Source organism: Iodobacter violaceini, from assembly GCF_011601265.1.
In the GTDB taxonomy this organism is placed as follows: Bacteria; Pseudomonadota; Gammaproteobacteria; order Burkholderiales; family Chitinibacteraceae; genus Iodobacter; species Iodobacter violaceini.
On sequence record NZ_JAAOLX010000004.1, the window covers coordinates 63,257 to 86,710 of the forward strand.

The following is a 23,454-nucleotide window of genomic DNA, read 5'->3' on the forward strand; positions in this document are numbered from 1 at the left end:
CTCTCCGTGTCTGCATACCTTAGGTTTGCTCAAGGTTTGCAGATTTTAGGTTTTTAAGAGCTTGCCAGCCGTGTAAACTATCAACCATTCACCTGAAACAAAAAGACGACGATTATGCTCGATATCAACTTACTCCGTACCGACTTAGAAAACGTGGCAGCACGCCTTGCCAGCCGCAAGTTTATTCTTGATGTAAACGCTTTTTCTGCACTGGAAAACGAGCGCAAATCGCTGCAAACCCGCACTCAGGACTTACAAGCCAAGCGTAATGCCAGCTCCAAACTGATTGGCCAGGCCAAAGCAAAAGGCGAAGACGTTTCTGCCATCATGGCCGATGTTGCGCTGCTGGGTGACGAGCTGAAAGCGGCCGAAGCCGCGCTGGCTGTGCTGCAAGACAAAATCAATGACATGCTGCTGTCCATGCCTAATCTGCCGCACGAATCCGTGCCGGTTGGTAAAGACGAAACCGAAAACGAAGAAGTACTGCGCTGGGGCACGCCGCGCGTATTTGATTTTGAAATCAAAGATCACGTCGATCTGGGCGGCCCGCTGGGCCTTGATTTTGAAACCGGCGCAAAATTATCCGGCGCGCGCTTTACCGCTCTAAAAGGTGGCATCGCCCGCCTGCACCGCGCTCTGGCTCAATTTATGCTCAACACCCATACACTGGAGCATGGTTACGAAGAGGTTTACACCCCCTACCTGGTAAACGCCGCCAGCATGATGGGCACTGGGCAATTGCCTAAGTTTGAAGAAGATTTATTCAAAGTAAACCGCCCCGATGCCGAGCCGCTGTACCTGATCCCTACTGCCGAAGTACCGGTCACCAATTTTGTTCGTGACAGCATTGTGAAGCTTGAAGACTTACCAATGAAATTCACCGCTCACACACCCTGCTTTCGCTCCGAAGCCGGTGCCTATGGCCGTGATGTGCGTGGTTTAATTCGCCAGCATCAGTTTGAAAAAGTAGAGCTGGTACAAATTGTTCACCCGGATGAATCGCTCAAAACTCTGGAGATTCTGACTGGCCATGCAGAAGCCATCCTGCAAAAGCTTGAATTACCTTACCGCAAAGTAAACCTCTGTACCGGCGATATGGGCTTTGGCTCGCAAAAAACCTACGACCTGGAAGTATGGCTGCCCGCGCAAAACACTTACCGCGAAATTTCCAGCTGCTCCAGCATGGGCGCCTTCCAGGCCCGCCGTATGCAAGCCCGCTTTAAGAATGAACAAGGCAAAAACGAACTGGTTCACACCTTAAACGGCTCTGGCCTTGCCGTAGGCCGCACACTGGTTGCAGTGCTGGAAAACTACCAGAATGCAGATGGCAGCATCACCATCCCTGCCGTATTACGCCCTTATATGGGTGGACTGGAAGTATTAAAGTAAGCTGTTGCTGTTGTAAATTAAAAAACCTGCCCCTTACAAGGCAGGTTTTTTTATGCACAATGACTTGAAATCCGCTATAGCACGCTCCAGAGCCCCGATATCATTAGCGGTCAAAAGTGGCTTTATTCTTTCAAAATCTGCTTCAGCTAATTCATATATTTTTAAAGCAAGTAAGCGCTGAATAGTATCATCACTAAATCGCTTTTTAATTTCGCATGCAGGATTGCCACCCACAATCGTATAGGGTGCAACATCACGGGTAACGATACTGCCTGCAGCAATAATTGCGCCTTCACCAATTGTTAATCCGGGCATAATCATGGCTCTCATCCCTACCCAGCAACCGTCTTTTAAATGGGTATCTCCCTTACCCTGATAAGACTCAGCAATCGTTTCTATAAAAGGATAAAGACTGAACCAATCCGCACGATGGGTATGATTCCCCCCATTAGAATCACCGCTTCGGCACCAATGCAAACATAATCACCAATAAACAGGCGATCAATTTTCCATAATGGTGTCCATTGCTGGCTAATTTCATCGCCATATAAATAACGCACCACCGACATCTCAAAACTTTTATCCCAGCAATCACTGTAATAGCTGTGCTGTCCTTTAATCAAAATATTAGGATTACTTACACTTTCATGCAGCAGCTCCACTTTTGACCAATGCTTCATTGACTACCTTCTCATTTCATCCTAAGAAAACCGGACACAATAGCCATTCCCAATGTACAGATCAGGGCGAAATAGCAATACCGACCCCTAAGACATTTTGCCGCCTATTGTAATCAAGCAGATTATCGCCATAGCCACTAAAAACTTGCAGATATGCTTTTAAATTACCAGTCAGCGGATATGTCCAGTCCAGCTGTACTGCGCCTTTTCCCGAACGGAAATTCTGGCGCATCAGTGCGCTTAATTCCTGGCCTGAAGCAAATCGATAACGTGCAGTGATATCCCCGTAGCCCATGAAATCCAGCAGATCAGGGTTATCATCGGTTTCTTCCTTCTCTTTAAACCGATACCAAGGGCGAACTTCCAGCGAGAAATTGTCTTTTTCAAAACCAAAGTCAGCGTATGCCCGATTCCAGCTGCGCGATAATGGATTACTGCGGCCATTTGACTGATGTGCCAGCCCCAGATTCAAAAAGCGCCACTTCATTATTCCCAGATCCAGATCTGTGCGAACAGATAAAATACCTTCTGGCTCATAATTTGTTTCACGAAATGGTGCAGAATAATCACTGTTATAAACTTGCCAGTAGCTTTTTTGCGTATATGCAAGCCAGAAATCTGCCCGGTCAGAAAAAATATTTTCCAATGCTTTTACTTTAAAACTTAACTGAAATTTAGCTTCGGCATCATTAACTGCATCCACTCCCGGCGCTAATGGAATTTGCTGCCCGGTTGATGCGGATGAGCTGGGATGCTGATTACGGTTGTCGCTATAACTTATCGGCAGGAAATAATTTGTTCTATATGTACGCAAGGCAAAAGTGCCTTTTTTCTGATCCAATTCCCATTGATCTCCTAAAGCAGAAGACGCTGATTGATTAATATCCGCGAGAGGTAAAAGGCGCGGCTCCGTATTTAATTTTTCAATCGTTTCAGCCCTTTCCCCGGGCGGCTTTGCCGATACACCTGTCTGATCAAGGTTATCGTAACAAGCCAGCCTGGCTTTGGCATCCGCTATAAATTTGCACTGCTGCAACAGGCCAACATCTGCCGTTGCATGAGCCGCCACAACAGCACCAAGAAGCAATATTTTTGAGTACTGCATAAAATGACTTTCCCATGCCAAAAATTCAATCTGTTACATTAAAAAAACAGCTAATTAAAAAAGATAAACGCTGAACAGGATCGATCAGTATTGAAAATGCATAATGCTGCCATTACAGCAGCATTTGCAAAACAATCAAAAAGGGAAATTAATCTTTACCTGAGTGATTTACCGTCAATGCACGTGCTAATAAACCGGCACTTTCACGGCACCATTTATCCATCAGCTTTTCTATTGTTTTAAGCTGCATCGGTTCATCTTTATGTACTGTTTTCGTGCTTTTTCGCAAGTTCACACTACCAGCAAGCAGACTGCCGCTTTGTGAATCTTCTAATTGAGCAATATTGCCAATTTTCATTAGATATGGCTCTTTGCCTGCCGCCAGCCGGGCAAGATTAATCACTGCTTTAGCGGGCAAAACATCAACAACGTCAATGCCGGGGCGCTCCTGAGCCAGGCCTGTTACGGCCACCCGCATTTTAGCCACACCCGGGCCAGCCTCACTGGCCACAGTAATACCAGCCTTACGGAGTTCTTCGGTCATTTTTTTATGAAAATATTCAGCTATTTTATTTTCTTCACTCCCCTGCAACAGCTGCCAGTTACCATCTTCAGAATGCCTCATGAAATACAAAGGCTCAATCAAAACAGCATTGTAATCGGTGAGACTGATCCCAGGCTGCACATACAAACGGCGGGAGGCATCTTTATCTGAGGGTTTAAAAGCAGAAAGCGGAACAGTGAACAGATTATCAGGCTGAATTTCTTCAACAGCAAAAGCAGGCATTGTCAGTGTCACCGCCAATACCAGAGTACTGATTAAATGGTTTTTCATTCATCATCCTTTTTTTTTACAAACATGGCATTACGTATTATGCACAATATTTTCTAAAAAAATAGATAGGATTTACACATTTCATTCGTATATAACTTTCAGCCTGTGATCCGGCACTGAATATCTGATCGTCATCCTCCTTTTCTATGCCTCATTGCAACATCTTTCTGATTTGGCCCATTAAAACAGCAGCCGGCAATTTAAACTATTCTGATAATAATGACCGTCTGAGTTACTCTGTTCAGTCGTAAGATTTTAAGCCAGCCTGAATTAAAAGCTCAAATTCTTCAGGGGGTACAGGTTTAGAGAATAAATAGCCCTGTGCAAAATCACAGCCTGCCCCGATAAGCAGATCACGCTGCTCAATGGTTTCCACCCCTTCTGCAATCACTTTTAATCCCAGCTTATGCGCCATCACAATAATCGCCTCTGTTAATGCCATATCACTTGAGCCGGGAGCTAAATTGCGAATAAAAGACTGATCAATTTTCAAATAATCAATACTGAATTTTTTAAGATACGATAAAGAAGAATAACCCGTACCAAAATCATCAATAGCAATCTGCACCCCCTGACCCCGGAATTTAAGCAGGCTTGCTTTTACCTCTGCATCAGAATCCAGAAGCAGGCTTTCTGTAATTTCAATCACTATCGCCTCACCAGGCAAGCCCTGATCATGTAAATAAGCCAGCCATTGATCGTTGCTATTATTTTTTGCAAATTGAACGGGCGATTGATTAACACTGACTTGAAGGTGGGCCATAAAATGGGTTCGCCAGCGCTTGACCCAAGCTGCTGACTCATTAAATACCCAATCGCCTATTTCGATAATCAGACGGGTTTCTTCTGCAAGCGGAATAAACTCCGCAGGGCTGACCATGCCACGCAGCGGGTGCAACCAGCGAAGCAGCGCTTCTGCTTTGTAAATCTGGCCATTGCTAAGATCAACAATCGCCTGAAAATAAACACGCATTTGCCCGCCAGCTAATGCGCCGCGTAAATCATTAATCAGCCTGATACGCTTTTGCACCTGCTCCTGCAAAGCAGGGGTGAAATAGCTGAAGCGGTTTCGCCCCTCATTTTTAGCCACATACATGGCCTGATCCGCATTTCTGAGCAGCTCATCCACATCCTGAGCATCCCTTGGGTAGAACGTAATGCCAATGCTGCCTGAAATCAGCACCACCTCATTACTCAGGCAAAATGGTTTTGCCAGCTGGCTGAGAATATCCTGCACAATCCGCTCAATGCAGTTGATATCATTCAGCCCGGAAATCAGCACAGTAAACTCATCCCCTCCCAAACGGGCCACTGTATCCACTTCGCGCACACAGCCTGCGATGCGGGCTGCGGCCTCAGTCAGCAGTAAATCGCCGGCGGCATGGCCAAAGGCATCATTCACTTCTTTAAAGTGATCCAGATCGATAAACAGCAGCACTAAGTGATTTCCGCCGCGATTTACTTTTTTTATTTCTTGCAGCAAACGATCATGAAACATACGGCGATTGGGTAAATCGGTAAGCGGATCAAAATTTGCTTGTCGCCAGATCAGTGCTTCTGCCTGTTTACTCTGGGTAATATCAGTCCCCACACCTCGATACCCGGTGAATTGCCCTGACTCATCAAATACCGGCTCCCCACTTACAATCACCGTGCGTACTTCACCGTCTATCCCTAAACGGCGCAGCTCCAGCCCACGGTAAGGCTCATGCCGCTCAAGCATTTGGCGGTGGGTTTCCCAAAAATCTTCTGCCGGCCCCCAGTAGCCCATTTCCCACCTGGTTTTACCAATGGGGTCAGATGGAGAAAAGTACTCAAAATAACGCCCGCCGCCTGTTTGATTGGTAAATCGAAATTCAGCATCCTGCTCCCAATACCAATCAGCCCCCATCTGAGTCAGGCTGCGAAAACGTGATTCACTGTCACGCAAATCAGCATCAGCCTTTTTACGCTCGGTAACGTCCCGCGCCACAACGGCCACCAACACTAAACCATCGGCCATTTGCTGGCTCAGTGAGCCTTCAAGAATTAATCGCTGACCATCTTTGTGCCTGAAAGCAACCTCTGCATCCTGCCCCAGCGTATTCAGATTTGCGAAGCCCAGATTCTTGGCCTGCGTATATTCAGACCACAACATATCGAGCGTCATAGACAGCAGCTCTTCCCGGGTATAAGCCAGCGCCCTGCATGCCCCACCGTTGGCATCTACAATCCGGCCATCATCCTTACGGGCAATCAGAATCAGCTCTTCACAACAATCGAGTAATTCTCTGAAGCGCTCCAGCTCGTAAACATGATCACGCAGCAGGGCATAGTGGTTTTTGCGCAGCGACAGCTTACCCAGACCAATGACCTGATCGCGCATTTTGTCCCAGTCTGGCTCGGTATCAGAGTGCCTGCTCATAGATTACTTCCAGATCACGCACGACAGGTTGTCGCGGATTGGTAACAATACAGGGGTCAGCAAAGGCCTTGCGGGCCAGCTCGCCCAGATCAGACAAGCGCACTTGTTTTTCAGAAAGCGTATGTAAAATGCCCGCAGCAGCCTTAAAGCGCCTTACCTCATCCAGCAAGGCCTGTTTGCGGTTTTTTTCCACCATACCCCGCAGATCCAGCCCCATTACATCACTGACTTTTAAGAAGCGATTGCTCGCCTGCGGGTAGTTATACTCAATCACATGATCCAGCAGCATGGCATTGCACTCACCATGCGCCAGATCAAGAAATCCCCCCATGCTATGCGCCATGGCATGCACCGCCCCAAGGCTGGCATTAGAAAACGCCAGCCCGGCATGCATACTGCCCAGCATCATATTCGAGCGTTTTGCCATATCGGCCGGATCACTTAATACGCCCAGTAAATTGCCGTGAATTAATCGTATCGCTTCAAGCGCGTGCAGATCAGAAACAGGGCCATGCGCCTGTGAAACAAAGGCTTCAACCGCATGCACCAAAGCATCAATTCCGGTACAGGCGGTGAGATATAAATCCATCGTTACCACCGTTTCGGGATCAATCAGAGACACATCAGGTACAGCAGCCTTACTGATAATGGCGATTTTCACTCTTTCTTCTGCATTGGTGATAATCGCAAATTGGGAAACATCCGCCGACGTGCCCGATGTTGTAGGAATACAGATAAGCGGGGGCGGAGGTAAGGCAATCTGATCGATGCCTTCAAACTCCAGAATATGCCGGCGATTCGCCACCACAATGCCAATGCCTTTTGCACAATCGATCACGCTGCCACCGCCCACGCATACAATCACATCACAGCGGTTTTCTATATACACCGCAGCGCCATGCATCACCTCTGCGGCCTTAGGGTTGGGTGTCAGTGCAGAAAAATGCGTAATATGCAAACCGCTTTCCAGCAAAGACTGCTCAACTTCCCCCGCCCAGCCCGCTGCAATCACGCCAGGGTCTGACACCAGCAGCACGTGCCTTGCACCCAGGTTTTGCGCATAGCTGCCTGCCAGCTTGCGGCTGCCCATGCCAAAGACAAATTCTGGCGAGACAAACTTTCTTAAAGATGCAAAGACCCCGGCCATTTTCCCACCCTCCAGACATCCTTGCTTTGCACGGAGACTAACAACAAATCGTCGCAAACCCATGCCGCTGAGGTATGGATGCAGTCTAGCAACACCCACCCTGCTTTGCACTTGTAAGCCGACCGCTTACATTAGCCCAAGACTCGGCTGGCTGGTCAACGAGGCAAATAACAAGGGATATTTCAATGCAGAGACAGATCAAATGCAGGAGAGTTAGGAAGAAATCTGCTTGCTGCTTATGCTGCAGATTTTTATTGCACCAGCCATTAGAAACAGACAATAAATTACTACAGCCTTGCAGTTTATAACACAAAACATGCCATATGTTTTAAAGTACTGCCCATTCTAATAAACACGAGCTGTAAAATGATGATGATTAAGTACGCCACACCCATCCTTGCTCTATTACTCACTGCATGCGGAGGAGATGAAGGCAATACTGATGCAGTGGTGGCAACACCCTCAACAAGTTCGTCCATTGCACAAGTTCTCCTTAATCAATATTCCAGTAATGAGGTAAATTTAAATACCGTATTACAAAGTGAAACACTATACAGCGATTCAGTTCAAATAAGCAGCAATGCAAATGGCAAACAAGAAGCCAGCATTGACCGCTATAACACTATTTCTATTAAAGATAAAACAGTCCAAGAAGAGCAGTTTTATTTCGATTCAAAAACCCAACAATGGTTAAACGCCCCCGTAAAATATAGTGAAGCACTTTACTTAACTGATGGCAAATGGGAAAAACCAGGGAAAGCAAAGGCTATCGCTAAAGGCAATGACATTATTCTTGATTATGGGAACGATATTCAATTTCTAATTAGCGGCACCAGCAAAGATATTAGTAATATTGCAGTTATGGATGTTAATTTGAACAAGAGCAATACTCAAACCGGCTCTGATTATTCATTATTCAAAACACCGGCACCCGCGTTTCCTGCAGGGTCAAAAGCTTACTATGTTGGCTACAGCCCGCTCAAAACGACATATCGCAGCCAATATAGTAATGCCGTCAGCTTTAAATCTATTGATGAATGGGCAGCTTTTTATTCAACAACAAGCAAAAATACACTGGACAGCAATAGCTTGTGCTCTTTCCAGTTTGATCTTACCCGAAAAACTGTAATTTTCAGCAATAATCCTAATGCATCTCAAAAATGCACAGCCAAAGAACAGCCGTATGAAATTCGCACAATCAAGCAACAGCAGCTATTAGTCATGACGCCCGCTCAGACAGACAACAGCAGTCTTCTTCGTAAAGAATTCTATGCCATTTCTAATGGCAATTTATTAGAAGGCGAGGTACTAGAGCCTTTTGAACCAGCAAATGGGACTGTATCCGCCTCTGGCGATTTTAGCCTTGAAGTTAGATTTAATAAAACAGCGATTAACCACCTATTAAAGTATGGTGGTCTTTCTGCCCCGGCACAATTAAAATAAATATTGCATGCTCGGCATGATTTAAAATCATGCTTTGTTTTAGCCCCCCCATCTGCCCGCCATAAAACAGCATTAAGTGTAAGGCAGATGGGGCTCACACTGATTTAAGAAATCAACACAAAAAAACTTCATTACGAATGAAGGTGCAACTCTAGTAACACGTCCTGTTTATCCTGCCAGCCTCAAGGCAGCACCCCCAGCAATGACCAGAGCCTTCTTGCTTCTGCATCGCTGGAGATCAGCTCGGCCAGTAAATCTCTGAGGGGTTTATTGCCCCATTCCACGCTGCGGTAAATCAGATAGGGCACGGGGCTGTGGGGCTCGGTGCGGGCGAGGTAATCGGCGATCAGCTGCAATTGCCGGTAGGCTTCTTCGCGGCTGTTGGGTTGCAAAAAGGGCAGCGGGTCGGGTTTTCTTTCGGCGGCAGGTGCGGGCAAAACCAGATCAGGCGTTGCGGGCAAAGGTTGTGGGTGCATGGTCAGCCACTCTTTCAAAATCATTTCATGCTCTTGCATCAGCAAAAACAAGGGCTGAAAAGTAGGCGCGTCGTGGCCCATTTTTTGATCGCATTCCTGCACCAGCCCGGTGATTTGCGTTAGCCCGTGCAGCACAAAGCCGTGTGCGCTGCGCAGCAGGTTCACATCGGCGGCACGAATAGTGTCGTTGATTTTTTGCTCCAGCTTTTTAGCCGCTTCCACAAGGGGCACAGCTGTTTTGCTGGTGTTTTTCCCCTGATCGAGGCCCAGATGTTTTTGCCATGTGCGCCAGTCGGCCAGGGTAAAGCTGTCTAAATCGCTGCGCTGATCCAGCACAGGCAGCGGCATACGCGATAAGAGCAGGGTGCTGTAAGCATGCACACCCCATGCCAGCGGGCCGGTGCGGTAGCTCATATCGCCATCCTGGGGCAATGGATGCACCGTATCCCAATAGCGCTGACACAGGCCCAGTAATAAACTCAGAGCGGCGCTCAGGCCCTCAATACCCCGCCGGTGTATCCAGGCTTCGCCCAGCCAGACAGCCACGGTCAGGTCTTTGCTGCGGCTTTGCAAAATCTGCCTGCCCAGTTTTTCAACCGTAGCCCAGTCGCCCCGCTTTACTTCTGCCTGCCAGATCCCGGTTGGCAGACTGGTATCGTCTTCCCTTTTGGCTTCGCGCAGTAAATCGTATTCGGCTTCATAGCGAATCGACATACCACAGGGCGCATCCTTCGAAATAGGCTGGAGCAGCGATTCCAGGCTACCCTGCAAACCGCCAGGTTTGATTTCTACACTCATGGTGCCACCAATGATTTATCTGAATCCGGCAGGGTAATTTGTCTGAAAGGCGAAGCCGGTGCTTTAAGGGGCAAGGCCTGAATCAGCTGTGTTGGCAGCAATGACTTGGCCCCCACTGCGCTGATCCCAAAACGTGCAAACATTTGTGCCCGTGGCTTAGCCGGGCCACCCAGCGGCAGGCTGAAAAGCATTGCGGGATAGCTGAACTCTTCCTGCAAAACCATGCCGGAAGGGGCCTGATGGTGGCGCAGAAAATGCAGCAAAGACCATGCGCCGGTATAGCGCCACTCGGCACTTTGATTAAGCACTACTAAAGATGGCTGAGTGTTTTCTTCGATAGGCAATTGCGGGGAATCGGCCGCCCAGCGCAGTGAAAACACGATGGGCTGGCCAAGCAGCCAGCGCTGTTTGGCCCTTTCCCCCAGCGGGAAACGCATGCGCTGCGTACCTACAGTGAGGCCCCATTCGATCACCTGATCGGCGCCCTGCTCTTTATCTTTATCACTGCGCCATTGCACATCAATATCCAAGCCCAGTGGCTGAGGCTGCTCGGCGCTGCCCCGTAATAAAACAGGGCCAAGCAGATCGCGGCTGTGTTGCAGCCCAAGTAAAAATAATCGGGCCGCATCCCGGTTGGGCGATTCATTATCTTCAAGCCCGGCCTGGGCGGCAGGCAGATACAGATCAATTAAACGCAGCAGCGTGCCAACCCGCTCGACATCTGCATCCGGCGCATTGCCATTGGCAGCAAAGGGGAAACGCCCCGCAAGATATTGATTAAAAAACCCTGATAACTGTTGCCAGGCATAGGCGCTGTTTTGTGCCCTTAACCCCATGCAACGCTCATTAGCCATATTGACCAGCTTTTGCGCCCGCTCAAAAAAGTAACCAGGGCCTGCGGGCAGCTCGACCTGACGCAGCACGCCGTAGCAGGTGCTGGCATCCATTTCATTTAAATCTTTGCTGATCAGCTGCGCCAGTAAAGCCGGGCCGCTGTCTGGCGCTTTTTCTTTCATTTTTTTCAGATCAGCCGCCAGCCCTTTCCAGCGCAAAAGAGTCTGCATATCTTTTACGGGCAGGCCCTTTGGATGCGCCGCCAGCCAGTCCAGCACTACGCCCTGATTAATGGCAACGGTGGCCAGCTGCTCCAGCTGCCGGTTGAGATACTGCTGTAATTCCAGTGGGTTATTTGCTTTAAAACCTTTGAAACTGGCATTTTTCTTGCCATCCCACCATGAAAAAGTGGCTTGCTTAGGCTGATAAAGCGCTAACTCCGCCAGCATGCCATCGGCCTGGCGCAAAGAAGTCAGCGCACGCTCGTTCATTTCTTTAATCAATTCAGCCGATAAATCAGCACGGCCCAAATCCAGCAGTGCCGCATTGACTTCAGGGGCGATCCGGATCAGCCCTTCCATGCTGTCCGCCACATTTCTTTGCCCCTGATCATCTGCCCCCCGCCCGCCCATGGTATGCCACATGGCATGGGCCGCACTGCTGCTGGCCAAACCGCCAAGGCCGGCACGATAAGCATCAGGCACTTTGCTCAGGTTTTGGGTCTGGTAATGCTGGCGCTCCTGATAAATCTGTAAAGCCGCAGCCAGCCTTGCCTCGCTCATTTCCCGCAGGCCACCACTCACTAGCAAATGCCCCGCCGTATGCCCCTCCATCACAAAGTTTTGCTGCAGCAAATAGCTGATGGCCGATTGCAATTGCAGTACATCTTCTTTTAAACCCACTTCCCCGCGTGAAGTCAGCGAGGAATCACGATTTGACCAGCGCTCTTTAAATGCTTTTCTCAGCTTAGCCGCGTGCTCTTCAATGGCAGAAACAGCGTCTTTACCAATAAAAGCACTCCCCTTTGCATGATTCAGCATTGCCGAATAGCCCGGCACCAAATCCTGCCCTGATGCACTGCTCCATGCACTGTTTGTGGCGGCAATCAGCTGCTTAAGCAGGGTAATTTGCTGGTTTAACTTGCTTAAATCGGCATAGCTATTGTGCTGGGCACTTTGCAGCTCGGTGAGCTGGGTTTGCACACTGTCGGCAGTTTCAATAAAAGTGGCATCTGCATACAGGCGATTCAGCCAGTGCTGCATTAAGGCATCAAAATTTTGCTTTGTATCTTTCGCCGCAGCTTGCAGCTGTACCGGCTTACCCATCCATTGGGCGTAATGGGCAAGAATGACTTCTGCTTTATGGCGCAGCGGCAGGCGTTCAGGGCGAAAATCGCCGTCCCACAAGCGGTTAGACAGCTCACTCAGCTGGCTGAGCGCATCTGGCCCGCCACGCAGGGCGCGGTTATACGAAATTACATTTTGTTCCACCAGCCTGGCCTGCTGGACTAAATGCTGCGCCGCCACATAGCGGGGCCATGTTTCCGGGCTGGCAGTATCGTCGCCCATTTTTTTGCTATCTGCACCCTCAACTTGTAAAGCCTGTAAATCCGCATGAATTCGCCGCTGTGCAGCAAAAAACCATTCAGTCTGCAATAAGCTGGCCATTTTTTCAGCCAAGGCATGGTCAAAGTTTGAAAACAAAGAGCCTGGAAAAACAATGCTTTCATAATCAAGACGCGGCGCAGCGAGGAGTGCCCGCCATAAAGTCAGTGCTGACTGGCTGTTTGGATCGGATTCGGTTTGCGCCGATCCACTGCTCATTGAGCTTAAAGCCCGGCTCAAGGCCATGGCATCCTGCCGTTCTGACTGCCATACCCAAGCCATCGCCAAAAACCACAGCACACAAAAAGCCAGAGTGGCCAGCCTGGCAAAACGGTGCCAGCGCTGACGCAGCGACATAATCCGCACAATGGGCTGCGCCAAACCGCGCTCAGCGGCCATCCGCTGCCGCAGCAGGCCGGAGCTGAATACGGGGATATCCGGCACTGCGGGCTCAGGCGCAAAAACATCGGCGTCTTCCTGCTGAACTGAATAGCTTGCCGCGCAATACAGCCCGCGCAAAACAGGGGCATCGCCCATGGCATTGCTCTGAAAAGCAGCGTCGGCCAGCGCATGTAAAGCAGCGCGCAGCGCATCAAATTGCCTTGGCAACAAATAGAGCGCATCACTTACGCCACCATTTAAGGTGGCGATCTCACAGATACAATCCCTCAGCTGCCTTTGCACTTGCGTCAGCGCAGCATCTAAATGCTCGCGCTGATAGGCCGCCGTCAGTGGTAATACGGAAGACCAGCCCAAAATGCTGTCTTGCGCCTCATCAGGCAAAGATTCGATCAGCTCGCTCATCCCCGCCACATCCTGCAAGCCGGTAATCAGCCAGTACACGGGCAGTGTTTGCCCCAGCTTTTGCTGTGCATCCTGAAATTGCTTACAGAGCGTCACATCCAGCGGGGTGTCTTTATTCATCAGTTGTTTGGCCGATACGGCCCAAATCACCGCATCCAGCGGCCTTTGCCCGCGCACCCTGAGCAGGGCGCCCAGTAAACGCCGCCATGCAGATAAAGCCGCCAGCGCACCATCGGCCTGCTGATAAATATCGTGCGGCGGCAATAAAACCACCGCATCGCTACTGGAATAAATGCGCCCGAACCAGGCTGATTTCTCAGCACTTTTCAGCTGCCATGCACGGCAAAGCTGCTCGCTGCTGGCCTGATCATCCCCCAGCAGCAGCAGCCACGGCACCTGATAGCGCCCCTCAATGCCTGCCTCTTTTTCCATCAGCCGCACGGCATCAATAAAACCGCGCCCAAGGCGATCGGCCTTATTCCGCCACAGCCACCACAGCAGCAAAACAGCTGCAATAATCAGCAAAATAATCAGCAACTTCACGGCTTGGCCTCGCTGAGCGGCGGGTGTGTTACATCAATTTGCGAATAAATATCCCGCCAAAATAAATGGCTCACCCCAAACATCAGCAGCAATAAAAAAGCCAGCATCAGCGCCAGGCGATAGCCGTCGGGCAGCATTTTTCGCTCGGTCAGCTGCAAAGGCTGCGTCACACTATGCCCGCTTAAAACCTTGCCCAGCAGCGCCACATCGGGCTCTCTCTGGTAAATCTGTGCAAACAGCGAAGTACACCAAGCCTCAAACAGCGCTGGCTCCCGCCGCAAGCGCCCGCGAAACCCCAGCACCAGCGTCATCAGATACACCGCAGCCAGATCACGCTCGCTTGAATCCTGGCGCTCAATTAAATGTTCAATTTCATCGGGCAAGGTTTCACCCGAAGTACGGGTATTAAACAGACGAAACTCTAAAGGAGTGGTTTGCCATGCGGCCTGGCCACTCCATTCGGTAAACAACAGCACTTCGTCGATCAGGGCAACAAAAGCATATTGCACCGCCTGAGCATGCATTTTGTTGGCCGCCCCCGCCTGCGTCATCACCATGCGATAAACCCGCCGCGCTAATACGCTGGTTTCCTCCGCCACACGCAGCAAGAGTTTGTCCACGGGCTCGGCGCTGCTCAATAAGCCGGGGGACAAAAGCAACCATTCCTCCCAAACCTGGCAAAAAGCCTGCTTCAAAGGTAAAGCGGCCTGCTGGCGTGCAAAATCAGTCATGATCCGCCTCATTCAGCACCGGAATATCGTCGCTTGCTTCAGGGACAAACAAGACAATACTTAAAGGCTCAGCTGCCGCATTTTGCGCTGGCACAGCAATGCAAAGCGGCTCGTCAGGATTAAACCACTCGCCAAATTCATACAGGCGGAACAAGCGGGTATCGTCCCCCACGCTGTAGCTCACCTGCTCCTGCCTGTCGAGCGGGCGATAAAGCACGCCGCGCATTCTTTGCCTTTGTAAGGTCTCCAGCTGCGACAAGGATGCAATCACTGCCCTGTCCAGCCATAACCTTGCCGCATCATCGCCTGCGCCACCCGGCATTTGCACGCCAATCACCCACTGGCCGCCCTGGCGTAAAACCGCTGGCGGCCGGATCACAAAGCCTTCTTTTTCTAAGGTAAATTCGCTGCGGCGGTAGCCTGCTTTAATCCGCGTCACCGATTTCATAATGAAACCAATCACATCATCAAAACAGGCCAGCAATTCTTCGTAATTAAAGGCCCGGAAAGCCGGAACACCCGCCTGCGGGTTCAGCGCACAGACTGATCCGGCCACGCCATTTAATATCAGATAGAGAGAAAGCGGATGCGCCACGCGGCTATCGAGGGCGCTTTGCAGCTCGGGCAATCTGGCCCAGAGCGCGGCCAGCTGCCGGTCAATTCTGGCACTGTCGCCCTCGTTATTATCCTGCAGTGCCTGCCTGAGCCTGCCCGCCAAAAAAGCGCACTTACCGCGAATCTCGGTACACAGCGCGGCAATACGTTTACCCAGCAAGGATTCAGGCAAGATCCTGGGCTGGGGTGCAAAATACTCCTTACGGGCAAAGCCGCCCGCGCCTTCTTCTACCCTGAGCAGTGGCAGGCACACGCCATCGGCACGATGCTGCTCATCTAAAATTGCCAGATCGGGCCGCCAGAAAGTCAGCACGGCCGGGGACTCTTTGCTGACTAAATCGGGGATATCCTTGCCATCTTGTGACACATAGCGCCGCCCGCTGGCATCTAGTTCGCCCGCGCGATAAAGCGGTGGCACCACCAGATAAAGTGTGAGCTGATGCTGAGGTGAGGCGGTGACAAGGTCTTGAAAATTGAGCTCCAGCGGCGGATGCACGCCGGGCCGGATACAAAGCCACAGCCCGTCCGGCAGGATGGCTTCCAGCGCCAGCACGCGTAAAGTGCCGCTGATTAAAGCCGCTTCGTCGATCTCCACATTCAACACACCCCAGTAATAAGGCTGCGCCGCGGCAACAAGCTGAGCCGCCAGTATTTCGGCCCGCAAAGACTGCTGTTGAAAATGCTGTGGCAAAAGCTGCATGCCCTCAGACCAGCAAATGGCTTCCGGAATTTGCCCCACGTTATCCCCTGAATGGTGATTTGTTTTTTTCTGGCTAAAACGTCTTCTTACTCAGCTTTGTCGGGCGGATACCCCCCCGCTTCTGGCCACAATCGAAAGATAAATCTGGTTTTACTTAGGGTGCGCAAGTTGTTTTTCTTGCGTAATTCACTTCGAAGTAGTTGTATTTCCTCTCAGCAAACCAGTAAGAAACGTCGTAACAATACTCTTGGCACAGGGCTTAAATATCCCCTTGAAGCACGCCAAAGCGAGGAACAAGCGGGCGGGGTTTCTTTGATGCCTGTTTGAGCGAAGCGAGTTCCGCAGCCGCCGCTCGATTGTCCGCAGATGAGGGGCCTTCGTGCTGATGGGGTCGCCTTCTTTGCTTACTTTCTTGGCGAAGCAAGAAAGTGAGTCCCCGCGGGGATTCCGCACCAAAACACAACGTGCCAAAGGCACTAAAAAGATCTTTTTGTCTTTGCTCAGCACTCAAGGGAGCTCTCCCGCACTTCATCATTTCACTCGAATTTTCTTAAACTTAGTGCCAATTTTTCAGAAATTAGACCTCACTCCCCGCTCACCCAACGCACATCCTGGCTGTCTAAATACAAAATTACATTTTTCTGCTGATCCAGCCTCAGCCGGTGCATGCCGGGGGAGCTGTAGCCTGCATACACCAGCACCACCGATCCGCGCTGGCCTTTTACCGGTGCGTCGCTCACATCCAGCCTCTGGCCTGGCACCAGCTCTTTACTCCACACATACAACGCCAGCGGAAAATCACGCTGTAGCTGGGCGCGCTGCTCAAACCATTGCGCGGCAGGCAGGGCGAGCAATTTTTTAAGCAGCTCTTCGTCATCCACCACCACCAGATCAACCGGGATGGGCGTGTCGTCATTAGCCTGCGAAGCCACAGAAAATGACACGCTGCTCAATTTGATCGTGGGCTTAAACATAGAAAACACAGAGCAAGCCGGCAGGCAAAGACAAAGAAGCAGTCCAAGCACTATACGAAAGAGTGTCAGTAAACTCCGCACAAACACCTCTATGTAACTTACCTAAAATAATTTTTCACGAATGTTTATTATAGAAATAACTTTCTCAAAACTTCCAACTAAATATTTGCAATTACAAGTTTCGTCTTCTAGATTCAACAAACCAACCCATACATTGAGCAGCGCATCTGGCTTAAGCACGCCTCACGGGGAATGCGGGTAAGCCGCCTTCAAAGTGTATAAGTCAAAGCGCCAACCATGAGGTCATCATGTCAGAAAGCACCCAACACAAACTGGATCGCGTTCGCCCTCCACGCGTACAGATTACTTACGACGTTGAAATTGGTAACGCAATTGAGAAAAAAGAACTTCCGCTGGTGGTCGGCATTCTGTCTGACCTCTCCGGTCACCCCAAAGAGGCGCTGCCCAAGCTGAGCGAGCGGCGCTTTATCAATATCGACAGAGATAACTTTATTGAGGTGCTCGAATCCATCAGCCCAAGGCTGGCTATTCAGGTGGACAACACCATTGCCGGGGACGGCAGCAAGCTCAATATCGAGCTGAATTTTTATGAGCCTAAAAGCCTGGACGATAAAAATGCAGCAGTAAAATCGACCGACTTCAATCATTTCGACCCGATCAGCATCGTGAATAAAGTAGCACCGCTGAAAAAGTTGTATGAAGCACGCCAGCGCCTGCGTGATTTATTAGGCAAGCTCGATGGCAATGATGATCTGGATAAATTATTGCAAGACGTGGTTGCCAACACCGAGGGGCTGAAAGAAATTCAATCTGCCCTGCCTGCTACCCCAGAGCCTGCCCCGGCAGCCGCTTGATTGACGGAGAATGACCATGCCAGAAACACAGCCAGCAGCAGCGGCAGGCGGAGCAACTGCCACTTTAGGTTTACTCGATAAAATCATTCAGGATGGCCGGATGGCGCTGGATGAAAGCCAGAAAAGCCATGCCACCGATTTGCTGGGCGAATTTGCCACGCAAGTACTCGATGGTGTGATGAAAATCGATAAAGATACGGTGGCCATGATTAACCAGCGTATCAAAGACATCGACCAGCTGATCAGCACCCAGCTCAACCAGATCATGCATCACGAAGAAGTACAAAAGCTGGAAGCCTCCTGGCGCGGCCTGCACTACCTTGTGATGAACACCGAAACCGGCACACGTCTTAAGCTGCGCCTGATGAATGTATCGCGCAAAGACTTGCAAACCGATTTAGAAAAAGCGGTGGAATTTGATCAAAGCGCCCTGTTTAAACAGATTTACGAAGAAGAATACGGCACCTTTGGCGGCCACCCCTTCAGCGTACTGGTAGGCGACTATAAATTTGGCCGTCATCCGCAGGATATTGCGCTTTTAGAAAAACTATCCAATGTAGCAGCTGCAGCGCATGCCCCCTTTATTGCCGCTGCCGACCCCAAGCTATTTGATATGAGCAGCTTTGCCGATCTGGGCCTGCCACGTGATCTGGCTAAATTATTTGAAAGCAGCGAGCTGATCAAATGGCAAAGCTTCCGGGCCAGCGAAGATTCACGCTATGTATCGCTGGTGCTGCCGCACTTCCTGCTGCGTCTGCCCTACGGCCCCGACACATTGCCCACTGAAGGCATGAATTATGTGGAAGACGTAGACGGCACCAATGCCAAAAAATACCTCTGGGGCAATGCCTCATGGGCGCTGGCACAACGCATTACCAACGCATTTTCGCTGTATGGCTGGTGTGCCGCGATTCGCGGTGTAGAAGGCGGCGGCGCAGTAGCTGGCCTGCCATCGCATACTTTTGCCACGGCATCAGGTGATAAAACACTGAAATGCCCGACCGAAGTGCCGATTACAGACCGGCGCGAAAAAGAGCTGAATGATCTGGGCTTTATTGCGCTCTGCCATAAAAAGAACACTGATCTGGCGGTATTTTTTGGCGGGCAGACCACCAACAAACCCAAGACCTACAACACCCCGCAGGCCAACGCCAATGCCAGCATTTCCGGCATGTTGCCCTATGTGCTGGCCGCATCCCGCTTTGCTCACTACATCAAAGTGATCATGCGGGACAAAATCGGCAGCTTTATGACGCGTGACAATGTTCAAAGCTATCTGAACAACTGGATCGCCGATTACGTGCTGATCAACGACAACGCCCCGCAGGAAATCAAAGCGCAATACCCGCTGCGGGAAGCCCGTGTAGACGTCACTGAAGTCGCAGGCAAACCCGGCTCCTACCGTGCCACTGTCTTTTTGCGCCCGCACTTTCAGCTGGAAGAACTCACCGCATCGATCCGCCTGGTAGCAGAGCTGCCACCGCCTGCGGCTTAAGGTGTTCAGCACCCGGAGCGGGCATATGCCCCTCTGGGAATGGCCTCTCATTTGCAGCTGTTCTGATACTCGCAGGGTGGGCGAAGCCCGCCGGATTCCGGGATAAAAAGCGAGGAACCCGGCAGGGTTCACCCGCCTTGCGATGATTCAACACTTGCAAACGTGTGGCCACATCATGGCAGACACCACATTTAATACGCATAGGCCACTGTGCCCGCGGCAAGCTAAACCACGGCTTGTTCCACCCAAGCCGTCAATCAACACCATCATCACAGGGAGCTTTAAACAATGGATGCCATTATTCTCGACTTGGGTGCTGACATTAAGGGCGAATGTATGCTCGAGGGCTATGTCGACAAAATTGAAGTGATGTCGTACAGCCACAATGTAGCCATGCAAGTCACCAATGACGTCAGCAACTCTGAACGCACCTCTGGCAAACCGCATATCGGCGAGTTTACCGCCACCAAATTTGTCGATGCCTCCACCCCGCTGCTCAATCAATACTGCTGCGCCGGTAAAGACATCCCCGAAGTCAAAATCACCATTGGCCGCAATGCCTCAGATGACAGCGGCAAAATTGTGGCCTTTATTGTTTACACCCTGACCAATGCACTGATTTCCAATGTCAGCGTCAGCGGTGGATCTGGTGGTAAGCCGGTTGAAACGCTTTCTTTGAATTTCACCAAAATCAAGTGGGAGCTCACCACACAAAAAGACAGCGGCGACAAAGAAGGCACTGCTGCCAGCACATGGGACTTAACCTCTAATAAGCTGATTAAGGGTTAATCATTGACTTCCCGCCAGGAAATATCGTCATTGCCGCGTGTATTTGGCGGGAATCCAGCAGCATAGCTGGATCCCCGATAAAAACGCCCGGGGATGACGATTTACCATCCCGGAGAATTATTTCTTTAAGCGCGATTGCACGCTGCATTTGCGCTTAAAGCGATCAAGACCGTTGGCCAGCCATGCAAACCGAAAAATTCAGAGTGCCCTTATTTGAGCGCCTGCAGGATGACGCGCCGCAAAGCGCGGAAATCTCCCCGCACCGCCAGTATGGTAAAGCCGCGGTGATCGCATCGGTGTGCCATGAGCTTTCCCGGATACTCAATACCCGTCGCGAAAGCATGCCAAGGTTGGACGGGCACAGCATTATCGACTACGGCATTGCCGACTGGAGTGGCTTTAAAACGGGCTTTGATGCAGACCGCCGCCAGTTTATCCGCGATATCAAACAAGCCATCGGCGTGTTTGAACCGCGGCTGAAAAACATACAGATCGAGCTATTCAGCACAGATGGCAGAAATACCGCCCTGAGCATCTGCGCCGAATTACGCGGCACACAAAATGAGCGGGCAGTGCTGTGTATAAAGCAAACTGAAGATGGGATCAGTGTTGAGGAAGTAGATGTTTAAACAACTCCGATGCATACAAAAACCCAAATCTTGAACCACAGAGAACACGGAGGACACAGAGTTTCACGGAGAAAAACAACTTCAGAGTTAAATCGTTTGCTTTGAATTCAAACCCTTTGCAAACCCATACATCTGCATTGTTATCTCAACACATAGCACTGGGCTTAAATCTCCCCTTGAAGCACGCCGAAGTGAGGAACAAGCGGGGCGGGGTTTCGGCAAGGGAGCGAGGAACGAGCCAATCCCGCCCGCCGCCGACTCGATTGTCCGCAGCTGAGGGGACTTCGTGCTTCGTGGGGTCGCCTTCTTTGGCTTCGTTTCTTGGCGAAGCAAGAAAGGAAGGCCCCGCGGTGGCTACCGCTCCAAAACGCTGTGCCGAAGGCACTAAAAAAGATCTTTTGTATTTGGTGGTTAAATCGACGGCATACCAACAAGGCCACAATGAGCGATTCAATAGACGATGTTTTGCTTGATTACTACCAGCGTGAGCTGACCTGGCTGCGCCACGCCGGGGCGGATTTTGCTGAGCGGTTTCCTAAGATTGCCCATCGCCTGGAGCTATCCGAATACGAATGCCCGGATCCGCATATTGAGCGCCTGCTCGAAGGATTCGCTTTTTTAAATGCCCGCTTGCAACGCCAGCTGGATGATGATTTTTCCCAGTTAAGCAGTGCATTACTGGAAGAGCTCTACCCCTACGCCATCCGTCCCATGCCGTCCTGCGCCATCGCCTGTTTTCAGGCCGATGCCAGCAAAGGCAATGCGAATGCAGGTTTAGAAGTTAAACGCGGCACTTCGCTGTTTGTAAACCACCAGCGAAGCGAGCAGGAAACCGACAGTATTTACTTCAGAACCACAGCCCCGCTCACCGTTTGGCCTTTGCAAATAGATGACGCGCTGTTGCTGGATGCCGAAGAAGCACAAAAACTCACCGGCCTTGCCAGGGCGCAATCGGCGCTGAAGATCCGTATTCATTGCAATGCTGCGGAAGGCTGGCCAGCGCTCACACTCAGCACGCTAAAAGTGCATTTGGCCGGATCGCCCCTGACGGCTGCTGCGCTTTACGATTTACTCGGCGCACACAGCATCGCCATGTTCAGCTTACTTAAAAATAGAATCGCCCCCATCAAAGGCTTACCTGAAGCCTGTGGTTTTACTGATGATGAGGCACTTTTGCCCAGCGAAAGCGGCGCACTTGCCAGCCACCGCATGCTGCTTGAATATTTTAGTTGCCCAGCCAAGTTTGCTTTTTTTGAGCTGCCGGTCAGCGTACCTGCCGCCACCGGGCAAGATTTAGAAATCATCATCGCCTTTAACACCGCCCCCGCCAGCCGCCTTAGCCTGCAAGCCAGTGATTTGGCCTTGGGCTGCGTGCCAGTGATTAATCTCTTCCCCCGCACCTCTGAGCCTTTACGCCCCAGCGGCAAAACGCGTGAATATCGCATCGTGGCCGACAGCCACCGGGAACACGCCACCGAGATCTATGCCATCGGCCAGGTGCGTGCCAGCAAAGCCTATGGCGCGCAAATTGTGCCGCGCTATTTTGGCCTGAACCATGGCGACGCAAACGGCTGCTTCTGGCACGCCAGACGAGTAGACGGCATAGGCCAGCGGCGCGGCAGCGATATGCTGCTCACTTGGGTGAACGCCCATTTTCTCGCTACTGATCCGCCCGCCCCCACGCTGAGCGCCGAGCTGCTTTGCACGAATCGTTTCCTCGCTGAATCACTGGCAGCAGGCACAGTGCTGGCTTTTGAGCACCCCGGCCCGGTTGCAAAAGTGCGCCTCATGGCCTCGCCCACGCCGCAGCTGCCCCACAGTAGCGCGGCGCAATGGCGTTTGGTTTCACAGCTTTCCTTAAATCATTTGTCACTTATCGAAGGCCCGCAAGCCCTTGCCGCGCTGCGCGAAATATTAAACCTCTACAGCCACAGCGCCGCCACCCGGCAACAAATTGCCGGAATTCGCAACATCCATACCCAGCGCACGGTAGACCGGGTCGGCAAAGAAGCATGGCGCGGCTGGCGCAACGGATTAGAAGTCAGGCTGGAGCTGGACGCCAGCCAGTTTGCCGGCAGCAGCCGGGTCTTATTCTCCGGCGTACTCGCCCAATTCTTCGCCCAATACGCCAGCGTAAACCGCTTTATCCGCACCGTATTAGTAGAAAAAGACCGGGAAATAAAAACATGGCAACCGCTGGTGGGTGATCCCTTAGTTCTGTGAATTTATATGGAAACCCAAATCTTGAACCACGGATTTTCAAGGCAAAACCCAAGTCTTGAACCACAGAGGACACAGAGAACACGGAGTTTCATAGAGAAAAACAAGGAGTTTGAAGCAAACCTTGTTTAAACCTTGTTTCAGTTTGAATGTACACAACGCAATCAAAAAAAAAACGCAAAAACCACGCTCTCAGCACGGGGCTTTTACCCTCCCCCTTGAAGCACGCCGAAGCGAGGAACAAGCGGGGCGGGGTAGTCGTCAATTCGTGTTTGAGCGAAGCGAGTTGAATTGACGCCGCCTCGATTGTCCACAGCGAGGGGATTTCGTGCTTCGTGGGGTCGCCTTCTTTGCGTACTATGAT

18 protein-coding genes are annotated in these 23,454 nt (G+C 50.9%); 7 read left to right on the plus strand and 11 right to left on the minus strand.

The window, feature by feature from the left end; translation table 11 throughout:
- Positions 1–114 precede the first annotated feature (114 nt).
- On the plus strand, positions 115–1,389 hold the full coding sequence (serS, locus tag HA050_RS08685) for a serine--tRNA ligase (RefSeq protein ID WP_166824702.1): 1,275 nt from the start codon (positions 115–117) through the stop codon (positions 1,387–1,389).
- Between the two features lie 33 nt (positions 1,390–1,422).
- Here serS and HA050_RS22330 read toward each other — a convergent pair whose 3' ends face one another.
- The 6 genes from HA050_RS22330 to ercA all read right to left on the minus strand — a co-directional run bounded on the left by HA050_RS22330 (position 1,423) and on the right by ercA (position 7,560).
- Positions 1,423–1,866, minus strand: coding sequence for a CatB-related O-acetyltransferase (locus tag HA050_RS22330; protein ID WP_277344384.1), 444 nt, complete (start codon positions 1,864–1,866; stop codon positions 1,423–1,425).
- Positions 1,785–2,069 carry an LbetaH domain-containing protein gene (locus HA050_RS21940; RefSeq protein ID WP_205836365.1) on the minus strand — a complete coding sequence of 95 codons (285 nt, stop codon included), beginning with the start codon at positions 2,067–2,069 and terminating at the stop codon, positions 1,785–1,787. The genes HA050_RS22330 and HA050_RS21940 overlap by 82 nt, the downstream gene beginning before the upstream one ends.
- A 61-nt stretch (positions 2,070–2,130) precedes the next feature.
- Positions 2,131–3,174, minus strand: coding sequence for a phospholipase A (locus HA050_RS08695; protein WP_166824705.1), 1,044 nt, complete (start codon positions 3,172–3,174; stop codon positions 2,131–2,133).
- A 148-nt stretch (positions 3,175–3,322) separates the two neighbouring features.
- Positions 3,323–4,009, minus strand: a complete 687-nt coding sequence (locus HA050_RS08700; RefSeq protein ID WP_166824708.1) for a DUF3313 domain-containing protein — start codon at positions 4,007–4,009, stop codon at positions 3,323–3,325.
- Between the two features lie 241 nt (positions 4,010–4,250).
- Positions 4,251–6,413, minus strand: a complete 2,163-nt coding sequence (locus HA050_RS08705; protein WP_166824711.1) for a sensor domain-containing protein — start codon at positions 6,411–6,413, stop codon at positions 4,251–4,253.
- Positions 6,397–7,560 carry an alcohol dehydrogenase-like regulatory protein ErcA gene (gene ercA / locus HA050_RS08710; protein ID WP_166824714.1) on the minus strand — a complete coding sequence of 388 codons (1,164 nt, stop codon included), beginning with the start codon at positions 7,558–7,560 and terminating at the stop codon, positions 6,397–6,399. Before ercA ends, HA050_RS08705 begins: the two co-directional genes overlap by 17 nt.
- Positions 7,561–7,926: 366 nt before the next feature.
- Between ercA and HA050_RS08715 the strand changes: the two genes are divergently transcribed.
- The gene (locus HA050_RS08715) at positions 7,927–9,003 is read left to right on the plus strand and encodes a hypothetical protein (RefSeq protein ID WP_166824717.1); all 1,077 of its coding nucleotides are present in this window, start codon (positions 7,927–7,929) and stop codon (positions 9,001–9,003) included.
- Between the two features lie 182 nt (positions 9,004–9,185).
- On the opposite strand, the gene tssA is transcribed toward HA050_RS08715, so the two are convergent.
- The 5 genes from tssA to HA050_RS08740 all read right to left on the minus strand — a co-directional run bounded on the left by tssA (position 9,186) and on the right by HA050_RS08740 (position 17,082).
- Positions 9,186–10,277 carry a type VI secretion system protein TssA gene (tssA, locus tag HA050_RS08720; RefSeq protein WP_166824720.1) on the minus strand — a complete coding sequence of 364 codons (1,092 nt, stop codon included), beginning with the start codon at positions 10,275–10,277 and terminating at the stop codon, positions 9,186–9,188.
- Positions 10,274–14,062 (minus strand): type VI secretion protein IcmF/TssM N-terminal domain-containing protein, encoded by a 3,789-nt coding sequence (locus HA050_RS08725; RefSeq protein ID WP_166824723.1) that lies wholly within the window; start codon positions 14,060–14,062, stop codon positions 10,274–10,276. Before HA050_RS08725 ends, tssA begins: the two co-directional genes overlap by 4 nt.
- A complete protein-coding gene (locus tag HA050_RS08730) occupies positions 14,059–14,793 on the minus strand; it encodes a DotU/TssL family secretion system protein (protein ID WP_166824725.1) in 735 nt (244 codons plus the stop codon). Before HA050_RS08730 ends, HA050_RS08725 begins: the two co-directional genes overlap by 4 nt.
- Entirely contained in the window at positions 14,786–16,147 is a 1,362-nt protein-coding gene (gene tssK, locus HA050_RS08735) for a type VI secretion system baseplate subunit TssK (RefSeq protein ID WP_166824728.1), read from the minus strand. Before tssK ends, HA050_RS08730 begins: the two co-directional genes overlap by 8 nt.
- A 545-nt stretch (positions 16,148–16,692) precedes the next feature.
- The gene (locus HA050_RS08740) at positions 16,693–17,082 is read right to left on the minus strand and encodes a type VI secretion protein (protein WP_166824731.1); all 390 of its coding nucleotides are present in this window, start codon (positions 17,080–17,082) and stop codon (positions 16,693–16,695) included.
- Positions 17,083–17,390: 308 nt separating this feature from the next.
- Here HA050_RS08740 and tssB point away from each other — a divergent pair, with 308 nt between their 5' ends.
- The 5 genes from tssB to tssF all read left to right on the plus strand — a co-directional run bounded on the left by tssB (position 17,391) and on the right by tssF (position 23,093).
- A complete protein-coding gene (gene tssB / locus HA050_RS08745) occupies positions 17,391–17,957 on the plus strand; it encodes a type VI secretion system contractile sheath small subunit (RefSeq protein ID WP_166824734.1) in 567 nt (188 codons plus the stop codon).
- Between the two features lie 16 nt (positions 17,958–17,973).
- Positions 17,974–19,452 (plus strand): type VI secretion system contractile sheath large subunit, encoded by a 1,479-nt coding sequence (gene tssC / locus HA050_RS08750; RefSeq protein WP_166824737.1) that lies wholly within the window; start codon positions 17,974–17,976, stop codon positions 19,450–19,452.
- 288 nt (positions 19,453–19,740) lie between these two features.
- Complete coding sequence (locus HA050_RS08755) at positions 19,741–20,241, plus strand: Hcp family type VI secretion system effector (RefSeq protein WP_166824740.1); 501 nt, start codon at positions 19,741–19,743, stop codon at positions 20,239–20,241.
- A 182-nt stretch (positions 20,242–20,423) separates the two neighbouring features.
- Positions 20,424–20,870: a type VI secretion system baseplate subunit TssE gene (gene tssE / locus HA050_RS08760; protein WP_166824743.1), complete on the plus strand. Its 447-nt coding sequence runs from the start codon at positions 20,424–20,426 to the stop codon at positions 20,868–20,870.
- 441 nt (positions 20,871–21,311) lie between these two features.
- Positions 21,312–23,093: a type VI secretion system baseplate subunit TssF gene (gene tssF / locus HA050_RS08765; RefSeq protein ID WP_166824746.1), complete on the plus strand. Its 1,782-nt coding sequence runs from the start codon at positions 21,312–21,314 to the stop codon at positions 23,091–23,093.
- The last annotated feature ends 361 nt before the right edge of the window (positions 23,094–23,454 follow it).

Bases quoted from the DNA above. Each gene is read 5' to 3' on its own strand.
- HA050_RS21940 (WP_205836365.1), bottom strand. From the start codon at position 2,069: ATGAAGCATTGGTCAAAAGTGGAGCTGCTGCATGAAAGTGTAAGTAAT.
- HA050_RS08755 (WP_166824740.1), top strand. From the start codon at position 19,741: ATGGATGCCATTATTCTCGACTTGGGTGCTGACATTAAGGGCGAATGT.
- HA050_RS08740 (WP_166824731.1), bottom strand. From the start codon at position 17,082: ATGTTTAAGCCCACGATCAAATTGAGCAGCGTGTCATTTTCTGTGGCT.
- serS (WP_166824702.1), top strand. From the start codon at position 115: ATGCTCGATATCAACTTACTCCGTACCGACTTAGAAAACGTGGCAGCA.
- ercA (WP_166824714.1), bottom strand. From the start codon at position 7,560: ATGGCCGGGGTCTTTGCATCTTTAAGAAAGTTTGTCTCGCCAGAATTT.
- tssF (WP_166824746.1), top strand. From the start codon at position 21,312: ATGAGCGATTCAATAGACGATGTTTTGCTTGATTACTACCAGCGTGAG.
- HA050_RS08715 (WP_166824717.1), top strand. From the start codon at position 7,927: ATGATGATGATTAAGTACGCCACACCCATCCTTGCTCTATTACTCACT.
- tssC (WP_166824737.1), top strand. From the start codon at position 17,974: ATGCCAGAAACACAGCCAGCAGCAGCGGCAGGCGGAGCAACTGCCACT.
- tssA (WP_166824720.1), bottom strand. From the start codon at position 10,277: ATGAGTGTAGAAATCAAACCTGGCGGTTTGCAGGGTAGCCTGGAATCG.
- HA050_RS08705 (WP_166824711.1), bottom strand. From the start codon at position 6,413: ATGAGCAGGCACTCTGATACCGAGCCAGACTGGGACAAAATGCGCGAT.
- tssB (WP_166824734.1), top strand. From the start codon at position 17,391: ATGTCAGAAAGCACCCAACACAAACTGGATCGCGTTCGCCCTCCACGC.
- HA050_RS08695 (WP_166824705.1), bottom strand. From the start codon at position 3,174: ATGCAGTACTCAAAAATATTGCTTCTTGGTGCTGTTGTGGCGGCTCAT.
- HA050_RS08700 (WP_166824708.1), bottom strand. From the start codon at position 4,009: ATGAAAAACCATTTAATCAGTACTCTGGTATTGGCGGTGACACTGACA.
- HA050_RS08730 (WP_166824725.1), bottom strand. From the start codon at position 14,793: ATGACTGATTTTGCACGCCAGCAGGCCGCTTTACCTTTGAAGCAGGCT.
- tssE (WP_166824743.1), top strand. From the start codon at position 20,424: ATGCAAACCGAAAAATTCAGAGTGCCCTTATTTGAGCGCCTGCAGGAT.